The organism is Kribbella sp. NPDC056951, assembly GCF_042674205.1.
In the GTDB taxonomy this organism is placed as follows: domain Bacteria; phylum Actinomycetota; class Actinomycetes; order Propionibacteriales; family Kribbellaceae; genus Kribbella; species Kribbella yunnanensis.
Map to the genome: position 1 here is coordinate 705,868 of NZ_JBHUQZ010000002.1, position 21,945 is coordinate 727,812.

At 65.1% G+C, this 21,945-nt stretch carries 17 protein-coding genes and 1 tRNA gene; 8 read left to right on the forward strand and 10 right to left on the reverse strand.

Features of this window, described 5'->3' with window-relative positions:
* Window positions 1–18: 18 nt before the first annotated feature.
* Entirely contained in the window at window positions 19–1,062 is a 1,044-nt protein-coding gene (locus tag ACFTSF_RS10905) for an enolase C-terminal domain-like protein (protein WP_380153635.1), read from the forward strand.
* On the opposite strand, the gene ACFTSF_RS10910 is transcribed toward ACFTSF_RS10905, so the two are convergent.
* On the reverse strand, window positions 996–2,204 hold the full coding sequence (locus ACFTSF_RS10910) for an MFS transporter (protein WP_380153636.1): 1,209 nt from the start codon (window positions 2,202–2,204) through the stop codon (window positions 996–998). The genes ACFTSF_RS10905 and ACFTSF_RS10910 overlap by 67 nt on opposite strands.
* A gap of 73 nt (window positions 2,205–2,277) precedes the next feature.
* Here ACFTSF_RS10910 and ACFTSF_RS10915 point away from each other — a divergent pair, with 73 nt between their 5' ends.
* From ACFTSF_RS10915 to ACFTSF_RS10925, 3 genes are all read left to right on the forward strand, one after another.
* On the forward strand, window positions 2,278–3,141 hold the full coding sequence (locus ACFTSF_RS10915) for a LysR family transcriptional regulator (RefSeq protein ID WP_380153637.1): 864 nt from the start codon (window positions 2,278–2,280) through the stop codon (window positions 3,139–3,141).
* Window positions 3,142–3,203: 62 nt separating this feature from the next.
* Window positions 3,204–3,782 carry a hypothetical protein gene (locus ACFTSF_RS10920; RefSeq protein WP_380153638.1) on the forward strand — a complete coding sequence of 193 codons (579 nt, stop codon included), beginning with the start codon at window positions 3,204–3,206 and terminating at the stop codon, window positions 3,780–3,782.
* Between the two features lie 53 nt (window positions 3,783–3,835).
* On the forward strand, window positions 3,836–4,471 hold the full coding sequence (locus tag ACFTSF_RS10925) for a lysoplasmalogenase family protein (RefSeq protein ID WP_380153639.1): 636 nt from the start codon (window positions 3,836–3,838) through the stop codon (window positions 4,469–4,471).
* On the opposite strand, the gene ACFTSF_RS10930 is transcribed toward ACFTSF_RS10925, so the two are convergent.
* Genes ACFTSF_RS10930 through ACFTSF_RS10940 form a run of 3 tightly spaced genes read right to left on the reverse strand, consistent with a single transcriptional unit; the run spans window position 4,431 to window position 6,675 of the window.
* On the reverse strand, window positions 4,431–4,850 hold the full coding sequence (locus ACFTSF_RS10930) for a VOC family protein (RefSeq protein WP_380153640.1): 420 nt from the start codon (window positions 4,848–4,850) through the stop codon (window positions 4,431–4,433). The genes ACFTSF_RS10925 and ACFTSF_RS10930 overlap by 41 nt on opposite strands.
* Window positions 4,851–4,869: 19 nt before the next feature.
* On the reverse strand, window positions 4,870–6,192 hold the full coding sequence (locus ACFTSF_RS10935) for a M20/M25/M40 family metallo-hydrolase (RefSeq protein WP_380153641.1): 1,323 nt from the start codon (window positions 6,190–6,192) through the stop codon (window positions 4,870–4,872).
* A gap of 6 nt (window positions 6,193–6,198) precedes the next feature.
* Window positions 6,199–6,675 carry a VOC family protein gene (locus tag ACFTSF_RS10940; RefSeq protein ID WP_380153642.1) on the reverse strand — a complete coding sequence of 159 codons (477 nt, stop codon included), beginning with the start codon at window positions 6,673–6,675 and terminating at the stop codon, window positions 6,199–6,201.
* 141 nt (window positions 6,676–6,816) lie between these two features.
* Between ACFTSF_RS10940 and ACFTSF_RS10945 the strand changes: the two genes are divergently transcribed.
* A tRNA-Leu gene (locus tag ACFTSF_RS10945) sits at window positions 6,817–6,902 on the forward strand.
* Here ACFTSF_RS10945 and ACFTSF_RS10950 read toward each other — a convergent pair.
* The 4 genes from ACFTSF_RS10950 to ACFTSF_RS10965 all read right to left on the reverse strand — a co-directional run bounded on the left by ACFTSF_RS10950 (window position 6,884) and on the right by ACFTSF_RS10965 (window position 11,999).
* Window positions 6,884–8,653: a recombinase family protein gene (locus tag ACFTSF_RS10950; protein ID WP_380153643.1), complete on the reverse strand. Its 1,770-nt coding sequence runs from the start codon at window positions 8,651–8,653 to the stop codon at window positions 6,884–6,886. The genes ACFTSF_RS10945 and ACFTSF_RS10950 overlap by 19 nt on opposite strands.
* Window positions 8,654–9,069: 416 nt before the next feature.
* Entirely contained in the window at window positions 9,070–9,354 is a 285-nt protein-coding gene (locus ACFTSF_RS10955; RefSeq protein WP_380153644.1) for a hypothetical protein, read from the reverse strand.
* Between the two features lie 321 nt (window positions 9,355–9,675).
* Window positions 9,676–10,632: a phosphotransferase family protein gene (locus ACFTSF_RS10960; protein ID WP_380153645.1), complete on the reverse strand. Its 957-nt coding sequence runs from the start codon at window positions 10,630–10,632 to the stop codon at window positions 9,676–9,678.
* Between the two features lie 11 nt (window positions 10,633–10,643).
* The gene (locus tag ACFTSF_RS10965; protein WP_380153646.1) at window positions 10,644–11,999 is read right to left on the reverse strand and encodes a hypothetical protein; all 1,356 of its coding nucleotides are present in this window, start codon (window positions 11,997–11,999) and stop codon (window positions 10,644–10,646) included.
* A gap of 112 nt (window positions 12,000–12,111) precedes the next feature.
* On the opposite strand from ACFTSF_RS10965, the gene ACFTSF_RS10970 reads away from it, so the two are divergent.
* From ACFTSF_RS10970 to mobF, 3 genes are all read left to right on the forward strand, one after another.
* Window positions 12,112–12,903 carry a GntR family transcriptional regulator gene (locus tag ACFTSF_RS10970; RefSeq protein WP_380153647.1) on the forward strand — a complete coding sequence of 264 codons (792 nt, stop codon included), beginning with the start codon at window positions 12,112–12,114 and terminating at the stop codon, window positions 12,901–12,903.
* A gap of 10 nt (window positions 12,904–12,913) precedes the next feature.
* Window positions 12,914–13,588, forward strand: coding sequence for a 2'-5' RNA ligase family protein (locus tag ACFTSF_RS10975; protein WP_380153648.1), 675 nt, complete (start codon window positions 12,914–12,916; stop codon window positions 13,586–13,588).
* 483 nt (window positions 13,589–14,071) lie between these two features.
* A complete protein-coding gene (gene mobF, locus ACFTSF_RS10980; RefSeq protein WP_380153649.1) occupies window positions 14,072–17,704 on the forward strand; it encodes a MobF family relaxase in 3,633 nt (1,210 codons plus the stop codon).
* Window positions 17,705–17,734: 30 nt separating this feature from the next.
* On the opposite strand, the gene ACFTSF_RS10985 is transcribed toward mobF, so the two are convergent.
* The gene (locus tag ACFTSF_RS10985; protein ID WP_380153650.1) at window positions 17,735–18,433 is read right to left on the reverse strand and encodes a hypothetical protein; all 699 of its coding nucleotides are present in this window, start codon (window positions 18,431–18,433) and stop codon (window positions 17,735–17,737) included.
* Window positions 18,411–21,944 (reverse strand): RHS repeat-associated core domain-containing protein, encoded by a 3,534-nt coding sequence (locus ACFTSF_RS10990; protein ID WP_380153651.1) that lies wholly within the window; start codon window positions 21,942–21,944, stop codon window positions 18,411–18,413. Before ACFTSF_RS10990 ends, ACFTSF_RS10985 begins: the two co-directional genes overlap by 23 nt.
* Between the last annotated feature and the right edge of the window lies 1 nt (window position 21,945).

Consider the following 21,945-nt stretch of genomic DNA (forward strand, 5'->3'; position numbering starts at 1 on the left):
GCATCCGGAGGTCTTCCGATGACGCTCTCCCAGCACGTGATCAGCTCGATCAGCCCGGTCGAGATCGGCGCGCGGTACCCGCGGCCGGTCGGCCGGAACGCGTTCCGCGGTCACCACGGGACCGGTCCGACCGAGACGGCGTACATGGTCACGACGTCGCGCGGCGCGACCGGTTGGGGACTGCCGCTCGGCCCCGGCGACCCGGGCACGCTGATCGGGCGCAACCTTTTTGAGCTGATCGACCCCGCTATCGGGGTCACTGACTCGGCTGCGTTGTTCCTCGACTATCCGCTGCACGACCTCGCGGCGCGGATCCTCGACGTACCGGTGCACGTGATGCTCGGCGCCGCAGGATCGCCGCAGGTGCGCTGCTACAGCGGCGGGATCTACTTCGACGATCTGGACGACGGGCTGCCGGTGATCGCTCAGAATCTGGCGCAGGATCACGCTTCCGGCTTCCGTGACTTCAAGCTGAAGATCGGCCGCGGCTACCGCTGGATGCCACCTTCGGAAGGCTTGCAGCGCGACATCGAGGTCACCCGGCTCGCCCGCTCGCTGTACCCCGACGCCGAGATCCTGGTCGACGCGAACGACGGCTACTCGATCAACACCCTGGTCAGCTACCTCGAAGCCGTTGCCGACTGCAACCTCTACTGGCTCGAAGAGCCGTTCGCGGAACGCTGGGAAGACCTCGAGTTCCTCCGCGACCATCCCGCCGTACCGGCCCGGATCGCGGACGGCGAGTTCGAGCCGGACGTCGACCGGATCGTCCGCTTCGGCGCGGCCGGCCTGATCGACGTCGCCCTGATGGACGTCATCGGCCACGGCCTCACCGCCTGGCGCCGAACCATGCCCGGCCTGCCGATGAAGGCCTCCCCGCACGCCTGGGGTCTGCCCTTGAAGACCCTGTACGCCGCCCACCTGGCCGCCGGTCTGGGCAACATCGACCTCATCGAAGGCGTCCCCGGCGACACCCTGGGCACCGTCGACAACGGCTACACCCTCGCCGACGGCCTGCTCACCCTCCCCGACCGCCCCGGCTTCGGCATTCTTACGCTGTAACCCACCAACCCCGCGATCAACGTCGTCAGCAGGCCGGCACCGACCAGCGTGTTCTCCGCGCCGACTGCCGCGATGATCGGCCCGCCCATGAGCAGGCCGGCCGAACTGCTCGCGTTCACGACCACCGCCTGCCCCGACAACAGCGCCCGACGGTCAGCACCGGCCGATGACCGCGTGATCACGGCCGAGATCGCCGAAATCCCCCACACGACCGCCACGCCGCCGATCGCGGCCAGCCCGGCGATCATCGGTGGGCTGGTCCAGACGCCCATCCCGACCCAGCACAGTCCCACGGTGGCCCAGGCAGCACTCGCCAATGGCATCGGCGCGATCCGCCGTACGACGCGTAGTGCGACCAGGGTGCCTGCGACGGCACCGACGCCGTACCCACTCATCCCGGCGGCCAGGTAGACCCCTGGCTGTCCACGTTCGGCGCCGATCACGGACAGGCCGAGCGTGAACGCGAACCACGTCACGCATCCGGTCCCCCGAATCACCCAGCCCAGCCCGACCTCTCGCCGCCCGATCAGGCCGGCACGGATCGACGGTGCCTCTGTGCTTTCGGTTCGGCACTCGCCACGAATGCCTAGGCCGGCCAAACCGGCCGCGAGGACCGCGCCTGCCTCGATCCACAGCAGTCCGTTGGTGACTCCGGCAGCGACCGCTAGCGCACCCAGTACTGGTCCCACGACCATGCCCACCCGCCGTACGCCGTCCTGCCAGGTCAGGAGCGAGACCGCCTTCCCCGCACCCCAGCGATCACCGATGTCGGCGAGCAACGCCGTACGGCCTGGCGATCCCAGCGCATCGCCGCACCCCAGCAGCAACCCGCTCACCACCAGCAACCACGGCGACAACAGGCCCAGCGCCGCCGCTCCTGGCACCATCGCCAACGCGATCGCCGACACCGTGGCGATCACCGCCAGCCGCGGTCCCGAATCGACCCACTGCCTCGCGCGGCGTGCCCACCACGGCGACAACAACACCGGTACGCCGGCCGCGCCACCCACCAATCCGGTCGCCGCCACCGACCCCGTCTCGTGCAGGATCACCAACGGCAACGCAACCTGCGTGAACCGATAGGCGAAGTCGGCCAAGCCGCCACCGGCCAGCAGCACCAACGCCTCGCCCCGTGCTCTCATAGCCTTGATTCTTTGGGGTTTCAGCCTTTCCAGGTAGGCAGCACGGCTTGCCTCCGTATCATAGCCTGGGCCTATGACCTCATTACCCGCGGTCGAGGATCTGCGCCTGGTCCAGGCCATCGCCCGGACAGGCGCAGTCGGTACGGCGGCCCGCGAGCTCCGCATCTCGCAGCCGTCCGCCTCGCAACGCCTGGCCCGGCTGGAACGGCTCTGCGGCGCAAAGTTGTTCGAGCGCGACACCCGCGGCGCCCGCCCCACCGCGGCCGGCGCCGAGCTCGCCCGCCGGGCCGACCACATCCTCGGCCACCTCGAGGAGGTGTACGACGCCACCCGCGCCGCAGCGTCCGGCCGTCGGCTCGTGATCGGCACCTTCGCCAGCCTGGCACCGATCCTCTTCCCAGTCCTCGACGCCGACCTCCCCGACACCGAGATCGTGCAGCAGGTCGACCACGGCCAGTTCCTGGTCGAACGAGTCGCCGAAGGCACCATGGACGCCGCCTACATCGCGATCGCCACGCAGATGACGCTCCCCCGAGGCACCATCGCCCGCCGGATCGGCCGCGACGACCTGGTCCTGTTCGTCCCGAACGGCGTACCGCTCCCTGGCCGAGGCAAGCAACCACTCAAGGACCGGCTCGTCCCGTTCTCGACGTACGACCGAGGCAGTGAAGAGATCCAGGCCCGCCTCGTCGCGCTAGGCGCCACCGCCCGCCGCGGCGTCACCCTCGGTACGACGGTCGCCATGGCCCGCCGCCGCTCCCACCTGGCCGTGGTCCCGCGCAGCGCCCTCGCCACCGAACTACTCCCCGGCGAACGGTTGATCCCGGCCCCTTTCCGCTACCGACTCACCCTCTCGGTCGTCACCACGCCGACGCCACCGAAGCCCCTGATGAGCCAACTACCGCGCATCCGCAACACGCTGAACTTGTTGCCTTAGGCATGAACCTCTCCGCGGTTAAGGTGCGGGGGCCTGAAGATCAGCCCCCCATCTGAAAGGTCATGATGTCGATCACAACGCGTGTTGTGGCAACAGCCGCAGCCCTTGTCGCCGTACTGCCTCTGAGTTCCGCCTCGGCCGTTGCCCAAGGCCCCGATACGACGCCGGCCCGGTTCGCGGCAGAGGTCCGGACCGCCGGGCTCTCGGCCGACGAGCAGCAGGAACTGCAGCGTGCGGTCAACGCCGAGCTCGCCAAGCGCGGCGGCAAGCAGGTCGCCGCGAACCAGGTCCGCTGGGCCGGCGGCGACGCCGTCACCACCATCCAGTACCCGAACCAGCGCCGGGCGCGTGCTCTCAGCTCGTCGATGGGCGTCCAGGCCGGCGACCCGTCGACCTGCGCCTACGGCAATTTCTGCGTCTACACCGGCTCCGGGTACACCGGCAACCGCACCGACTTCTACCACTGCCGCGACTACGTCTTCTACGACGACTTCTGGTCCTACGTGAACAACCAGACCGGCGGGACGGTGGCTGTCCTGCACCTCGACCAGCCGGGCGGCCCGGATCGCACGCCTGCTGCATGGCACGGCCAGTACACCTGGAACGGCCTCAACTACAGCGTCATCCGCCCGTGCCCGTGAACTTGTCGTGAACAACCGCCCGGGGCGACTGTTTCTGCGGCAGACTCGGCGGCATGAACCTCGGGCGGTTGGCGACTGACCGGCGGCGGTTGACGGCGTACTGGAGTGCAGCGGTGATTCAAGCCGTCGCCGTCGCTGCCGACGTCAAGGTTCTCCGGCAGAGCAGCAAGGTGGCACTGATGCCCTTGCTGCTCTCCTGGACCCGCAGCCAGCAGGCACATCCACTGCTGCAAGCCGCAATCCTCGCGTCAGCAGCCGGCGATCTGCTCCTGGAAACCCGCTTCGAACTAGCCGGCATGGCCGCCTTCGCCGCCGCCCACGCCTGCTATCTCGCGTTCTTCGTCAGCAAACCCGGCACCCGGAGCTGGCGGGTGCTCGCCGTGTACGGCGCCTTGTGGGCAGCGCTGATCGCGGCCCTCTCCCCCGGTCTCGGCAACCAGAAGATCCCGGTCGCGGCCTACGCCTTGTTGCTAACGGCAACTGCCATCGTGTCCCGCTGGCACAACCCGCGCTCAGGCCTCGGCGGTCTGCTCTTCCTCATCTCGGACGCGCTCATCGCGCTCCGCATGTCCGGCCGCGACTTCCCCGGCCGGGGTGCGCTCACGATGTCGACGTACGCGGCAGGTCAGTACTTCCTCACCGCCGGAACTACGTCGCAAAGACCTGAGAGTCGTCCGCGAACGCCTTGAACTCGAGCGCGTTCCCGGCCGGATCGAACAGGAACATCGTCCACTGCTCCCCGGTCTGCCCCTGGAACCGCACATACGGCTCGATGACGAACGCCGTACCAGCTGCTCTAAGCCGCTCGGCCAACTCCTGGAACCGCTCGACGGTCAGCACCAATCCGAAGTGCGGCACCGGTACGTCGTGCCCGTCGACCGGATTGTGGATCCGCTTCGGCCGCTCCGGCGCGAGGTGCGTCACGAACTGGTGGCCGTGCAGATTCCAGTCGATCCAGCTCTCCGAACTCCGCCCCTGCTCGAGCCCGAGCACCTTCCCGTAGAACTCCCGCGCCGCATCCAGATCGTCGACGGGCATGGCCAGGTGGAACCGGGGTACCTCGGGCATCGGCGTACCTTTCGCTTAGTCAGGCTTTGTCGAAGAACTGGTCGAGCACCCGGGAGCCGAACTCCAGGGAGGCGGTCGGAACGCGCTCGTCGATCCCGTGGAACATCCCCATGAAGTCGAGCTCCGGCGGCAACTGCAGCGGCACGAACCCGAAGCAGCGAACACCCAGCCGGCTCCACGACTTGGCGTCGGTCCCACCCGACATCAGCAGCGGCGCCGTACGGCTCTGCGGGTCTTCGGCCTTGAGGCACTCCTTCATCGCCTCGACCAGCCCGCCGCTGAACTCGGTCTCCAGCGCGATGTCCCCGATCACCGTCTCGCGCCGTACCTTGTCACCGAGCAGCTCGTCGATCGTCGCCAGGAACTCCTCCTCGTACCCCGGCAGGAACCGTCCGTCGATATGCGCCTCGGCGTCACCCGGGATCACGTTCACCTTGTAACCGGCGTTGAGCATCGTCGGGTTGGCCGTGTTCCGGATCGTCGCCCCGAACATCCGGCTGAAACTGCCCAGCTTGGCCAGCGTCTCGGTCATGTCCTCGGGATCGAGCTCTGTTTGCAGAACGTCCTCGAGGGTCTTGAGGAACTCCCGCACCGTCGGCGTGATCCGCAACGGCCACTCGTGCCCACCGATCCGCGTCACCGCCTCGACCAGGTTGGTGACCGCGTTGTCCGTGTTCACCATCGACCCGTGACCCGCCGTACCGCGAGCCTTCAGGCGCATCCAGTTCATGCCCTTCTCGGCCGTCTCGATCAGATACAGCCGCAGATCGTCCTTGACCGTGATCGAAAACCCGCCGACCTCACCAATCCCCTCGGTGCAGTCAGCGACCGTCTCCGGATGATTGTTGATCAGCCACTGAGCGCCGTACAGGCCGCCGGCCTCCTCATCAGCCGTGAACACCAGCCGCACCGGCCGCCGCGGCTTGACCCCCGCCCGCTGGCGCGCCCGCACCACCGACAGCACCATCGCGTCGAAGTCCTTCATATCGACCGCGCCGCGCCCCCACACGCACCCGTCGAAGATCTCCCCGGCGAACGGATCAACCTTCCAGTCCTTGGGATCCGCCGGCACCACATCCAGGTGCCCATGCACCAGCAACGGATCAGCGCTCTGGTCCTCCCCCTCCCAGTGCGCCACCAACGTCGCCCGCCCCGGCTCCGACTCGTAGATCGTCGACTCGATCCCGACCTCGTCCAGCTTCGCCGCGACATACTCCGCCGCCACGCGCTCCCCGTTGCTCTTCCCATTGCCGTAATTCGTGGTGTCGATCCGGATCAGCTCACTACAGAGCTCCACCACTTCAGCATCAGCACGGTACGACGGCGTAGTCATGCCACCCATCCTCCCTCAGAGCACACTCAGCCCGTACATCTCCCCCAACGGATCCGAGATCAGCTCCACCCGAGTCCCATCCGGATCCCGGAAGTAGATCGACGTACCACTCTCCTCCAAGTACTCGATGTTGGCGTCGTCCAACCGTTGCTTGGCCGCTCCCCACTCTCCCGCCTCCATCGAGATCGCCAGATGATGCAGCCCACCCAGCACCTCGCCGTACTGGCCCAAGTCCAACCCCGGAAAGTCGAAGAACGCCAGCAAGTTCCCGTTCCCGATATCGAAGAAGAAGTGGCTCGACCCCTCGTAGTCCCGGTTCCCCACAATCTCCGTCAACGGAAACCCCAGCACCCCCTGATAGAACCGGATGGTCGTCTCCACATCCGCACACAACACCGCCACATGATGCAGCCCCCGCGCCGTACTCCCCGCCCGCTCCTGCCCCAGGTACTCCGCTCTGAGCCGCTCCCGCTCCGCCTCAATCCCTGCCACATCAACAGTCCCCACAGCACCCAACCCCTCTCGATGAACTTTGAACCACCCCCATCACACACCCCCACCCACCCGATGTGAATTCCACCCAGGTTCTTTGCTACTGTTCTCCGGTCGGCGCCACTGAGGCGCAGACCACTCGTCCGGGTGGCGGAATAGGCAGACGCGCTAGCTTGAGGTGCTAGTGCCCTTTACGGGGCGTGGGGGTTCAAGTCCCCCCTCGGACACACACCTTAACCACACGGTCGGCCATCGGGTCGACCTCAACGTCGACCTTCTGATCGACGTGGTGATACGTCAACGAAAGCCGCAACGAGCGGTACAACTGACCGAGATCCTCCGGATTCGCTGCATTCAGCGCCGTCCCGATATCACCGAGCTCATCTACCCAATCCTCAAGTTGCTTTCGGGTAACGACCTCTTCGTTGGGCAGCGATGACAGCGCCCGCTCCGCCGCCTGCTTCTCGGCGGCCGCCGCGTTGTACTGATCCCGCAACTCGGCCGGATCCCACCCGGCCTCAAGCGCTTTCCGGGCCCGATCCATAGTGACCTTCGCCGCACGGACACGCCCGCGAAGGTCCTCGACATACTCACTCCGACGCTGCTCGCCGTCGTCCGCGACGAACAGCGCCTCAATCGTGTCTGCCCGATGCATCGGATCGAACAGAGAACCGACCCAGCGATTCAACACCGGCGTCACGATGTCCTCGCGGAGATATATCTGCCGAGGATGGGCCAACGCGCTCGCCGAGCCCGGCACCATCGTCCGCGCATTGCACCGGTAGTACAGGACGTCCTGCCGCCGCGCTGCCCCTTCCATCTTCCGCGCGCAAATGCCACACCGCACCAGACCACGCAACGCATACACCCGCTTGCTCGAGGTACGACGCCGCTCGACCGCCGACCACTTCCGAACGCCCTCAGCCTTCCGCTGCCGCGCCCGCAGCTGAGCCTCCGTGAACATCTCCACAGAGACGATCGCCGGATGCGCCGGCTCCCTCGACCGCACGATCTTCGCGTGCGGCGACCGCCGGAACCTCACGACATAGCCGGCCGCAACATCGTCCGGATCGAGCAACTCCTCGACCTTCTGCCAGCGCCCATAAACGGCATACCCCGTGTACCGCGGATTGTCCAAGATCGCGATGACCGTCGAGTGCTGCCAGCCATCCATCGTCCGATGCCGGTTCTGTTGAGGGGTATGCGCCGAAGGGCACGGCACTCCCTCCCGATTCAACTGCTCGACGATCGCCTTCCGCCCCCACCCATCGAGGTACATCTCAAAGATCCGCCGTACGACGGCCGCCGCGAACTCATCAACAACCATCACCCGCAACCGCTGCCCCTCCGCCGCCTTCTTCGGATGCGGATGCGGCCCACCATCCACCACCCGATACCCGTACGGCGCCCGCCCACCCTGAAACCGCCCATCAATCAACACCTGCGCAGCCATCGCCGCCCGAACCCGCTTCTGCACATGCTGCCGCTCCGACTTCGACAACCCACCCGTAATCGTCATCGCCATGTCATGCACCGTGTTCTCCGGATCGAACCGCCCACCCAAACTCGGAATCCACAACGACACCCCGAACCGATCAAACTTCGGCCACGTCAAGCTGAACTGATTACTGAACCAACACCGAGTCGCCTCCCCCACCACCAACCCATCCCACCCACGCTCCGGATCCTTCAACGCCCGCAGAATCCGACTCGCCTCATCCCGCCGCTCCCAAGGCAACGACCGCGACTGCCCAATATCGAAATACTCCGCCACGATCTCCCCACCCAACGGCTCCACGAACCGAGCCGCCTCCCCCAACTGCCAAGCCTTCGACGTCGCCGGATCCTGGTTGTCCTCCGTCGAACACCGCCCATAGAACGCCAACCGCCCCACCCCTGCGCCGGCCCCGGCAGCTGCGGCCAGCGCTTCCATCCCCAACAACTCATCCAGCGTCGCCCACTCATCCGCCTCACTCACGATGCTTCCTCCTCATCTCCACGCCGCGACCTCGCCAGCCGCACAACGATCCGCCGCAGAACACGAGCCGCCCGCGGATGCAGCACCGGCGGCCGCTCCGGCGCATCCACCCTCACCCACAAGTCCCGCCGTACCTCTCGCCTCTTCGCCATAGCCACTCAACGCACGACCACCCAGAAAATCCAGCAAATGAGGACTCACGCGAAACGTTGCAAACCAACGCGCTGCGCCCACCCGGTCAGAAACCGGATGGGCGCAGCTTTCGGGGCGGAAGCGGGTGACCAGGAATGAGTGAGGTGGCTGGTCATCGGCTTCCAGTGGAGCGGCAGGACGGACGCGGAGTGCAGGGGACATTGAGGAGAGAGACCCCTCAGCACGCCCGCCCCACCGGCCTGTGGAACCTCGGATATTCCGGGTCAAGTGGCAGGGGACCTCGGCAGGTCCGCGACGAGGACCCGGGCTTTGGTCTCGCGATCGAAATAGGCTCGCTTCGACTCAGGCACTACGGGATTGCCGAGATGCGCAGCCGTCGGAATCACCACCGCTGGGATGTCGAAGAGGTTGATCGCAGCAACCATTTCGAGGAAGGCCTGCGGATCAGTCAGAAGGTCCTCGACATGCACCGTTCCCAAGGTGAAGCCGTTGCGTCGGGCGTGGTTTGCGAGGCCTTCCTGGGTCCGCGCAACCTCGTCGACGCGCATCAGCGGATACCTCCGCATGTAGCCCAGGGCCAACGGGTACGCAGACTGGATGACATCCGCTCGACGGTCGTCCATCACCGCCCCCGGCCCTCGTCGCGGATTTCAACGAGCATTCGCACGTAGAGCACAACCGCGACCACACTCAGAATCCAGAACCCGTCAGACAACGAACCCACTCCCCCCAGATCGCGTGACTGCAACGCCTTGTCTGCGCTACGTGTCTGAGTTTGCGATCGGCGGGCCGGCTACCGGGAGCCCACCAGGGAGGGCTAGGCCGAACCCCTTTCAAGGGGTCCATGGTGGACCCCTGCGATGGACCGCCTATGTGTAGCGGTTCCAGCTCTCTCCGACCGCTCCAGTCAAGGTGCTGGCAAGGCGGCGCGCCAACTCGGCGGCCACACCTGGACGTCCCCGAAGGTCCGGAATCACGCTTGTCACCAACTGCAGTTCACGGACGCGCCTCAGCACGTCCCAGGCGGGACACGTCGAAACGTCAAGTCCATAAGCTTGCGCGAACGCTCGATGCTGCGCGGGATCATCGCCAAATCTCAGAGCACCGTGTGCAGCCGGAATCAGATCCCACTCCGGCGGGCCGATCGATACCGAGTCCAGATCGCCGATGACGACTCGCCCATTCGAATCGTCGAGCAGGTTGCCGGCATGTGCATCGCCATGGATCACGGAGCGCGGCAGCGTCCATTCCGCTGCATCGAGATCAACAGCTAGCTCGCCGCACTTGTCCCACAGATGTTCCAGAACCTGGCCGATGCTCAATCCGAACTCTCGTGTCGCCCAGTCCGACAGGAAGTCATGATCCGCCCCCGTCAGGGAAGCAGCCTTGAAAAGCAGGCCGCTGATTTGCCCGAGCGGATCCCAGCCCGGCAACTCGACGTCGATCTCAGGTAGCGCGTGTATCGCCCGCAACGGCCCAGCAAGATCAGCAGGGTGGTGCCGACGCCCCGGAACCTGTGGCAGCAAGGTCCAGACCGTGGCGATCCAACCGCCCTCGGCGACCGGCTGACTCAGCCCTGGCGCCAGCCGAGCGGTCGGCAATCCGAGCTGCCCGAAGGCCGTGGCAACCTTGGAGACCCTGTCGACCACATCAGAATTCGTGATCGGTGCCATCCGGACGACGACGCCCGCACGCTCCAGGCGGAAGACCGCGTTCATCGTGTACCGAAGCAGCACGGCATCGCTCGGTTCAATCCCCGCCGCGAGGCAGATAGAGGACAGCCCATCGAACAGTCGCGCCCGCTCACCGGCGCTGAGACTCGTCACGCCGCCGTAGGTTAGCCCGTCGCCAGCACGCCGATGCGAGCGACCACCTCGGCAACTCCGCCGTGTGCCTTGTACGGCCTCGCCAAAGCAGCCAGACCACGAAGCCTGTCAGCCGCACGAACAGACGCCGTCACAGTGGCCATCTCAACAGCCCGATGCCCGTACTGCTCAGCCTCGTTCAACTGGCCGTCGAGCATGTAGCCAATAGCAACCGAGATGGCATCGAAAGTCTGGCTCCTCTCCTCCCCCGCCACCCGTCTACCGAATGCACTCTCACCACATTCGATCGCCTGTGTCGCGTACTTCCGGTGTTCAGCATGTGCAGCCAGGCGCCCGTAGATGACCCCGGAAATGCCATCCAGCTCCCCCGGAGCCAGCGAGAATCTCGCCCAGGACGGAACCGTCGCAACATCGACTCGATCCAGCTCGCCCTCCGCCCGAGCGAGGGCGTCGCACACCAGATCGGCTGCGCCGAGCATCGCGTACGCCCAGGCCTCATTCGCGTGCAGGACCGCAACAGACGCCAGATTGCCACTGTCCTGCGCGACGATCTGTCCCAGCTGCCACAGCTTCAACGCTTGCTGAGCCTGACCAAGATGGATCGACACGCGCCCCAGGCGATAGAACCCACCGGCGATAAGCCCGAGGTCGTCGATGTCCCTGGCAAGCACGAGACCTGCGGTCAGATAGTGACGCGCGGCGGCGTGGTCGCCCAGGTCGTGGCATGCCCAGCCCGCGACCTGGTACATGTCCGACAGCGCAGCCTTCAAGTCGCGCTCGGTCCTTTCGGAGTCGAACCGGCTGCGCAACATGCCGCTTGCCCAGCCGAGATAGCTGACCGCCGAATCACGACACGAACCTCCTCCTCGCTGGGCATCAACCCGTCGATGCTGGTCCCTGACATCACGGACCAACTCGACATGAGCCTGAGTGACAAGCGCCGGTACGGCGACAGCTGGCCTCGGACTCGGGAGCAGCCCAGCGAGCTCGCTAGGCACCGGGCCCACCGCCAAGGCAGCAAGGGAGCCGACGAACGACGGATCAGTACTCGGATCCGCTGGCCTGGTGCGGTGCGAGGCCGGCTGATGCGCGTGACCCAGGCCAAGAAATCCTCGGTCTATACCCAGCCCGTCGGCGATCCGGACCAGAACGTCGTACGAGGTCACCACCTGATCGCCCTTGGAGATGCTGCGCACCCGAGTCTCGGACACGCCCGTGGCCATCGAGATCGCCCGCTTGCTCCAGCCGTGCAGACGCAGAAACTGAAAAAGCGCAGAGATATCGCGCTCCCCCAGGGAGTCGCGCAACGGCCGGCCTTCGTGCACCGCGCCCTCCCACCAGGTGGGATCAACCTCGAGCGACGTCATCGTGCATCTTCCTCCGCGGGCGGCTTGACCGGCTCTCATATAGTCCTCTATAGGACTTTAGGACACGATGCCCCTCGGCGTACAGTTCTTCCAGACCTCATGAGGAGTTGATGTGACTTTCCCGGCCACGCTCAGCGGACGAGGACCGAAGTACCTCCAGATCGCCGACCAGCTCCGCGCAGAGATCCAAAGCGGCGAGCTCTCCCCCGGCAGCCGTCTACCCGCCGAAACCGAACTGGCCGACCGCTTCCATGTCAGCCCGCCGACCGTGCGGCAGGCCCTTGCCGTACTGCGCTCCGAATGGCTTATCGAATCCCGCCACGGCGTCGGTACCTTCGTGCGCGAAAACCGGAAGCGCCAACGCCGCTCCCGCAATCGCTACGGCCGAGCCCGCACCGATCAGCGCCTCCTCAACGATGCCCTCGAGCACCGCATCGTCTTCGCCGGCCGCGGGCCCGTCCCGCCTCACATCGCCGAAGCAATGGGCGTCGAGCCAGGATCCGAAGTCGTCATCCGACGCCGACACCTCCACGACAAGACCACGAGCCAACTGCGGGAGATCGGCGCGAGCTACGTGCCGCTGTCCCACGGGGCCGGCACCTACCTCGAGGAGGCAGCGGTCGTGCCGAAGGCACTCTTCCTCTGCATCGAAGAATTGTCCGGCAAGACCTACCACCATGCGCAGGACACGACAGTGATCCGCGCCGCTGAAGGCGACGAGCCCGGCCTGTTCCACCTCGCAGGCGGCGAAGCCATCCTCCACCTCGTGCACACAGCCCGATCCGCAGACGACGAGGTACTGGAAATCTCCGAGTCAATCTGGCCCGCCGACCAAGTCGTCTTCATCGACGAGTACGACATCCCGCAGCACGGCGAGACGCCGACCAGTCGCTCCGAGATCTAAGGCGGACAGGATGCCCAGCCCTGAGTGGACCTACAAACACGCCACCGACCTCCGCGACCACTGGTGGTGGCGACCAGGCTGGCAGGTCGGAACGCGCTTCTACACCTGGCACATCACCTTCGACGGCCAAACCGAACTCCACCGCCTCGTCGACACCTACCAAGCCGAACTGTCCCGCCATCCCGGACTCGACCTCATCCCACATCGGTGGCTCCACCTCACCATGCAAGGCGTCGGCCACACCGCCGACATCACCACCGACCAAATCAAGGTCCTCACAGCAGCAGCCCAGGCAAGGCTGGCCGCCCTCACCCCGGTCACCGTCGAGTTCCACCGACCGCTCATCCGCCCCGAGGCGATCGTCCTCCCTGCCCTCCCACCAGCCGAGATCGACCGAATCCGAACCGCCGTACGCGAGTCAATCGCCGACGCGCTCGGGCCAGACTCAGTCCCCGAGGACGCCGACGGCTTCCAACCCCACGTCACCCTCGCCTACTCGTCCAGCTCTCAGCCCGCCGACGCGATCAAGTCAGCGATCGAGTCCATCTCGTCCGAGCCGGTCGAAATCTCGATTCCGACCGCCTCGCTGATCGAACTCCACCGCGACAACCGGATGTACGAATGGCACACGATCGCCGAGGTGCCGATCGGATCAGAGGCAAGCGGCACTCATCCAGACCGGTGAAGCCACGACCTCGAAACCTGAGGTTTCGTTCCACGCGCTCGATCGCAGGCCTCTTCGTTACCCAATCTCGTCGACTTTTGCATGCCATCTGCGGTGATCTCGCTCCGGCCTAGCCACGAGACCAGATTCCCCACAACCGTCCAGCAGCCCGCATCATGATGACCGAGGGACCTCTACCGCCGCGACCCCGAAGCCTGGTAACACCACCTGGCCGAACGCACCGTTGAACAAGCCTGCAAAACGAGTCGGCGCCGACGTTCACACCGTCGCCTATCTCCGCACGGCCACTCCGCCCGACTCCGGCACTCCGCCGCGTGTCCCCACATCCCGTTCAGACGTCAGAACGAATGCCGTCACACTTCTTGCATCCGAGGACATTGAGTAGCCAATACGATCAGATGCGATTTCGTAGTCCGCCGCGCGTTGAGTCGGCATGCGACGAAGAGAGCGGGCACTCAAGATCATTTCCGGACGTGGCTCGGCATGCTGAGTGTCCATCGGCTCACGGCCGGCGACGGCTTTATGTATCTGCTGCGCCACATCGCTTCCGCCGATGTCGACCGGCGCATGGCCACCCCCTTAACGGCCTATTACACAGCGTCCGGCTACCCGCCAGGCCGTTGGATGGGGTCCGGGCTAGCCGGTCTCGGTAACGGGCAACTATCACCGGGAAGCGATGTCAACGAACCACAGATGGAGGCACTTTTCGGGCGCGCCGAGGATCCCTTGACCGGCCGCGCGCTGGGACAGCCGTACCGGGTCTACAAGAACCCGACGACCCGCATCGACGAGCAGATCCGCGCCCTCGACACAGGTCTGAACGAGGACGAACGACGTACCGCGATCGAGCAAATCCGCAAGACCGAGATGCGGAGAAAGTCACCGCAAGCAGTCGCCGGCTTCGACCTCACCTTCTCCCCCGCAAAGTCAGTCTCCGCGCTCTGGGCAACCTCGGACATCGGCATCCAGGAGCAGATCGTCGCTGCCCACCACGAGGCAATCCAGGACGTCCTCGACCTCGTCGAGCAGCACGCCGCGTTCACCCGAAGCGGCCACGACGGGATCGCCCAACTCGACACCCGCGGCGTCATCGCGGCGACCTTCGACCACTGGGACACCCGCGCCGGCGACCCCCAACTCCATACCCACGTCGTCATCGCCAACCGCGTCCAGGGCCCAGACGGCACCTGGCGAACCCTCGACGGCCGCGTACTGTTCCGATCAGCAGTCGCAATGTCCGAGATCCACAACGTCTTCCTCGCCGACAACCTCACCCGCCGTCTCGGCGTGAACTGGGAACTCCGCGAACGCGGCCCTCGCCGGAATCCGGCGTTCGAGATCGACGTGATTCCCGACGAGTTGATCGCTGAGTTCTCCGGCAGAACGAAACAGATCGAAGCCAACCTGGGCGCTCTTCTCGAACAGCGCGGTGACCAGATCCACCCACCCAGCCGCCGCGAGATGTACGACCTCCGGCAGCAGGCGACCCTCCTCAACAGACCGGCGAAGCACCACGCGCGACCGCTCGCAGACCTCATGATCGCGTGGAAGAAGCGAACCGCTCAGGCGGTCGGAAGCGAAGTCCTCGCGACGATCCAGCAGTCACTCGACCACGAGAGCCAACGGCCCCTCTCCGCATCCGACCTGAGTCCGGAGACCATCGACGCCTACGGCGCCGCAACCGTCCTGACCCTGCAGAACAAGCGCGCGACCTGGACCCGGTGGAACCTTCTGGCCGAGGCAGCGCGGCAAACACGCCTGCTGCGAATCGTGTCCTCCGACGAACGCTTCGCCGTACTCCAGTCGATCGTCGAAGCCGCCGAGCAACACTCGATCAGCCTGACCGCACCAGACCTCATCACCATCCCAGTGACCCGCAGCGCAGGCGAAAGCATCTTCACCATCCACAACGGACAGATGTACACCTCGCCCGTCATCCTCGGCGCAGAATCAATACTCCTCGACCTGGCGCGCGACCCATCGGGACCGAAGCTCAGCCGCCCAAGAATCCACGCAGACGACCTCAGCGCCGACAAGCTTCGCGCCATCCACCGCATAACGACCAGCGGACAGAAAGTAGAAGCCCTGATCGGCCCCGCCGGCACCGGCAAGACCAGCCTCCTGTCCGCCCTGGCCGCCACGTGGCAAGCCGCCCACGGCCCAGGATCGATCATCGCGCTCGCTCCCTCGTCGGCAGCCTCCGGCGTTCTCGCCGACGCGATCGGCACCCCCACCGAGAACATCGCCAAATGGATCTACGAATCCGTCGGCCTCGGCGCCGAGACCCGCCGCCAACACATCCAACAGACCGAGTACGCCGCCCACCTCGCCAACCGAACTCGACGGCGGCTCCGCCACCAACGTCTCGCCAGCCAGCTAGCCGGCCTCCGCGCCGAAGACGACCGCTGGCGCTTCCACAAGAACCAGCTGGTTATCGTCGACGAAGCCTCCATGGCCAGCACCATGGAACTCGCCACCCTCGCCCGCGCCACCAACACAGCCGGCGCCAAACTCCTCCTCGTCGGCGACGACGCCCAACTCAGCGCCGCCGACACAGGCGGAGCCTTCCGCCTCATCGCCAAAGACAGCAACGCCGCCCAACTCAGCGACGTCTGGCGCTTCACGTCCCCCTGGGAACGGGACGCCAGCCTCTCCCTCCGGGCCGGCCACCTGTCAGTCATCGACACCTACGAAGACCACAACCGACTCACCGCAGGCTCCTCCGACGAGATGGAAGACGCCGCCTACAAAGCCTGGCTAGCGGACACCACCGCTGGCAAAACCAGTCTGCTCATCGCCGCGGACAACACCACCGTCGCCCGCCTCAACTCCCGCGCCCGCCTCGACCGCATCACGACCGGCGAAGTCGAACCCGACGGCATCGAACTCCATGACGGCACCCATGTAGGCCTCGGCGACCACATCGTCGCCCGCCTCAACAACCGCCGCCTCCGCTACGGCAAAGCCAGCTTCGTCAAGAACGGCGACCACTGGACCGTCATCCACCGCTGGCCCGACGGCTCCCTCACGGTCGAAAACACCAACGCCGAAACAGTCACCCTCCCCAGCTCCTATGTCCAAGAATCTGTCGAACTCGCCTACGCCACCACCGCCCACCGAGCCCAGGGCGCAACCGTCGACACCGCGCACATAGTCGTCACGGACAAGCTGACCCGAGCCCTCCTGTACGTCGGCATGACCCGCGGCCGTCACTCCAACCGCGCCTACATAGCAACCCGCGAAACCAGCACAGACCTCCACGAACCCCAGTTCGAACAGACCATGCAAGACGTCCTAGAGGCCGTCCTCAGCGAGCCAGGCGTCGAACTATCCGCCCACGAAGTAATGCGCCATGAACTTGACAGCGCAACTCGGCTGGACCGCCTCATTCCCATCCACGAGCACCTCTGCCAACTAGACGCCCGCACTCGCTACCAACCCGCCATAGCCCAATCAGATCTCGATCCCACCGACCAAGCCGCACTCCAGGCCTCCCCCACCTACGGACCGCTCATCACCCAACTACGCCGCGCCGAGGCCATCGGCCTCGACGTACCCGGACTCGTTCGACAGGCCGTCGCCCAGTCCTCTCTGGCCAACGCCAACGACCTCGCCGCCGTACTCCACACACGAATCGAACGACTTGTCACCCGCACCCAACGCCGCACCGGCAGGCACCCCAACCTGATTGCCGACATCCTCCAACCCGCCGAAGGCGTCACCGACCCCACCGTCATCGGGCCACTACGAGAACTCGAAGCCCAGATCGCACACCGCATCGACTGGCTCGCTGAGTCGGCGGACCGCGACAGGCCCGACTGGTACGGCATTCTCATGCAGATCACTGCGGATGTGCCCACCACGAGGCCGTCACTCCTGCGTAGCGTCGTCGCATACCGAGATCTCTACCGAATCGCTGGTCTTAGCTTGCTCGGCGAGCCTCCCCCACCAAGCGCATCGGTGCAAGCCGGTCGCTACAGGCGAATCGCAGGCGTCTTGCCTCCAGCAGCCCGGACTGCAGTTCGAACTCCCGACATCTCGACCGACACGCTGCAGACTTCGGATACGGAGGTGAGCGCAGACAAGCGCGACCCAGGGTCTGAGCCGACGCCATAGGCCTGCTTAAGACCGCCCACAGAGCCTTGATCAGACATGTCTCTTGAGGATGCGCTTTGCGTTTTGCCGAATCCAGCTGTCTGAGTGCTCAGCGGCGATCCGGCTGAACACCTCGGCATCGCTAGGCGTCCACGACTTGGCGGCCACGCGCATCGCGTCGATCAACCGGAAGTCAGTCCACCGGCCAAGGTCGTCGTCAATGACGTTGCGACAGAACCGCCCCACCTCCGCATCTTTAAGCTTGGCAAGCGACTCGAACCAGTAGCCACGGAGATCTTCTCCGTCCTCGGGACTCTGTGGGGCGAAAGTCGGCTCTGCACACATCCTCAACACGAAGTCGAGATCCGCGTCTACGACGCCGTAGTGGTATGCCTGGCTGACACGGCGCAACAGGTTCCGCTGTGGAACCTCTCGGTCGCCGGCCCGCCACTTCGCAGCGGCGGTTTCGGCGATCTGGGCCAGCAGGCTGTGCACTCGACGCAGGTGATAGGAAGTGCGCAGCGCCGCGACCAGCACCTCTCGAACGACGGGTTCAGAGGTGGAGTCGATCAGTTGCTGGCAGCCAGCAAGGATGGCTTCGTCGGGGGTGAGCACCCAGTCGTCGCCCAGGTGCTCGCTCTCGTTCAGTTCAAGGTGAAGCTTCTTCGCTATGTAGGCTTCGGCGTTTTCCCAGTTCGAGCCGTAGTCGAGGCTCGCCAGGAAGGCATCAGTATCGCGAGATGATGACACGGCCTTGATTCGCCAATCTCTGAAGGTTTCGGCTGAGCTTCACACCATAGTTGACCCTGATAACGAAGCGGTGCCCATTCGCATGTGCCCATTCGGACATCGATCGAATCTGTCGAGTGGCATTCAGGGTGCGGCCAGGGCGGTAGTACTTGACTTCGATGATGGTGTTTCCCCGCCAATGATCGGGAACGTAGTGCCGTCCCTTCCAACGGATGCGCGTCGTGTTCTGACGCGTCACACCAGCCCTCTGCATCCCGATCTTGCCCTTGGCACGAATCGCCGCGCTGCGCTCGATCTTCTCGAGCCTATCCATGACCCGATTGAGATGCTTGAGTCCGTAGCGGTAACCGCCCGAGGCGGACTGGACGCGTGGGAAGTTTCGTCGTCCGATCGACCCGCCACCGCCGCTCCCACCACCGCGGCCACCGCCACCGCTGCCTCGTGGCCCCCCGATGCCGAATCGTCCTCCGAAGAAGTCGCCTGCCCCGCACAGACACATTCGGCCATCGAGGTCGAAGCTGTTCACCGGGTCGGTCGGGTACGTGTAGTCGTTGGTGTTTCCGCCCGGCACCGGATCGGCAGACGTGAACAGCCCGGTCGCTGAGTTATAGAGGCGAGCGCCCATCAGTATGAGTTCGCCAGTAGAAGTGGCACGCTGGTTTGCGCCTAGCCAGCTGTAGCGAACGGGCCCCGTCGAGACGCTGTTGCTTGCGGACGCGATGCCGTACTCATCGTAGTTGTTCCAGCCGCTGATGGCAGCCGCGGGAGCGGCCGAGTTTGCCAGATCGACTGTTGTGACGATGTCGCCGTGCTGGTTGCTCAAGGTGAGTTGCCCAGCACCAGTCTGGTCAACGGTGAGCGATAGGTCGCCGCCGACCAACTCAGTGTATCTACGGGTCACTGTCCCCTGGGTTATCCAGGTTGGATTGTCTGATCCGTCGGTGTAGTGCCGGGTGAGCACGATCGAGTTGCCACCGGTCGATGTTGTTTCAGTGGCCCGCCTATCTAGCGCGTCCAGGGCATAGGTCGTGGTCGTACCGGCCTGCGTGATGGTTCTGGCGAGATCGTTGTCGAAGTACGTGAGGGCGATATCCCCATCCTGAGGACGTGACGCATCCGCCGAGGGGATTTTTAGCGTGCGTCCGAGAGCGTCATAGGTGTAGCCACCCTGCCCATTGGCGCCGGTGGTCGGCCTGTCTGCAGTGTCAAACGCCCGTGTGGTGACGGTGGCGCCGTTTGTCACACATGCACCGGTCGAGTCGGAGACCGCTGTGGCTCTGGTGAGTCGGTTGTCATTTGCGTCGAATCCGTAGGTTCGGGTGACGCAAGACGCCTGCGTTGGGTCGAGAATGTCATCGCCCGATGCGCCGGTACGGTCCCTGACCTGCGCTAGACGGCCAGCGGTGTCATAGGAGTAGGCACGATCGTATGGCGATGCCTCGTCACCAACGGCCGGTCCGGCGAACGCCGCGCCGTCAGGTGTCCACTCGCGGGCCAGCCGGCCATTGACGTCGTTATCGCGTGACCACGCCAGCCACTTGCCGTCGGGGACCACGTAGGCGGACCCGTCTTCTGCAGTCGTGGTGACGGGCCCGCCGTACTCGAGGCCAATGACCTGGCCAGTTTGGTCATACTTCGTGCCCTGGATGACGCCGCCAGGCAACTTCTGGATCGTGATGGCGCCGCCGAGATCGTAGGTGGCAGTCGAAGTCCAGGTTCCTCCGGCTGTCGCGACGTCGACTCGGGTCGCAAGTCTCCGAGGCTCAGCGACGCCGGCAGCGTCGATTCCACCATAGGTGTAGGTGGTCGTGCCGTTGGTGTCGATGATTTGAGCGACTTCACCGGCGGCGTTGTAGCTCGTCGTCGTCGCGGCTTCACCTGCTGGCTGATAGCTGATCTGCCGACCCCACCCGTCGTAGGCGGTTGTCACCGTGCCGGCGACCGTTCCGTCGGGATTCAGCGCCTTCGACACCGTGGCCAGTCCGGTCGCGGGATCGTATGTGGTGTCCTTGTTGGTCGCAGGTACCGAATTGGGCAGGCCGGTCGTGTTTGTCGCGTTGCCCTGTACACGGCCGTCCGCTAGATACGTGACTGTGGTCGTGCGGGTGACGGCTCCGGAGGTCTCAACAACACTCGTTGGAGCGAGTAGGTAGTTGTATCCAGCGGTCGTAACTGTCGGAATCGTGGGCGTTGCGGGTTGTCCCGCCGGAGACACCGGGGCGGCGCCGGGATATGACTTGCACGGCAGTCCGGCCCATTGCGGCTTGTCCCCGCATTCTGGGAAGCCGGTGTTGGCTGTCGCGGTGTAGTAGGCGCTCTTGGTTGTGCCTGCATCGTTGCCGTCGCCATTGGCAGAATTCGCCTGGCGAATCTCGATGCTGCGACCTTCGGAGTCATAGCGTCTCACTTGCACCTGATCGCCGACGCTGATAGTTCCGTCGAGATCCATATCGACGGCCGACCTAGTCAGCAGGCCCAGGCTCCAGCCGTCGCCGTCACCAGCTGTCACTGCGTTGTAGCTTGTGACTGAACCAGCTACCGTCTCGAGATCCTGGGCGGTCCCGGGGTCGAAGACAGAGCCTCGCTCACTCGTTTCGAGGCGGTAAGGAGTTGTGGTCGTGGGATTGATACCGCCGTTCGGTGCACCTTCGTCGTAGAAGGTTCTCGTGTGTGGCCGAACCCAAGCGATGCTCCCATTTTTGAGCGCCGCCCAGCGAGCGGGCCCATATGTGTCTGTGACCAAAGTCCCTGCAGGCGTTACGACGACCCCGTCTCGGGTGACGTCTCCGTTGTACACCGTGATTGTGGCCAATTGGTCTGCCGGTGCCGCGGAGTCAATCACCGCTCGAAGGGCACGTTCGTCGAGTTCGCGCACGACGTTGCCCTGGTCGCTGTAGTCGAGCGAGGTGTATTGCCAGTTTCCCGCACCATAGGTGGCTGTGTTGACGGTGTAGCCTGCGGCATCGGCATACTGGAGGTCGGCGTAGCGCCAGTCCGAAGCCGACGGCGCACCGTTGATCGGGTGGTCGGGACCGAAGACCGCGAATCCACGCGTCGGCGCGGCCTTTTGATTCCACCGTGCGACGGAGGCTGCGGTCAGGTCGGGGAGACCATCGCCGGAGAGCGGCACGTCGTACACATACTTGCCGAGGATCGCCGTGCCACCAGTCGGGTCGCCAGCTGGGCGGTCACGGGTGACCGAGTCGAGCTTCGGCCGGTCGCCGACCTGGACGTAGTTCAGCTGGAACGGGACCTGACCGGCTGACTTCACGGTCGCGACGTCGCCGGCGGCGTTGTAGGTGTAGTCGGTTGACAGCTCGGAGCGTGGGTCGGTGACCTTGATCAGCCGGCCGTTGCCGTCATAGCTATATGCGGCGACCTTGATCGAGTCCATCTTGTCCGTGCCGGTCTTGTCCGGGTTGTAGATGTCCAGCCACGCAGCCGACATCCGCCACTTCGACGCACCGATCAGCGTGTAGTCGAAGTGCAGCGCACGGCACCCCGCGACCATC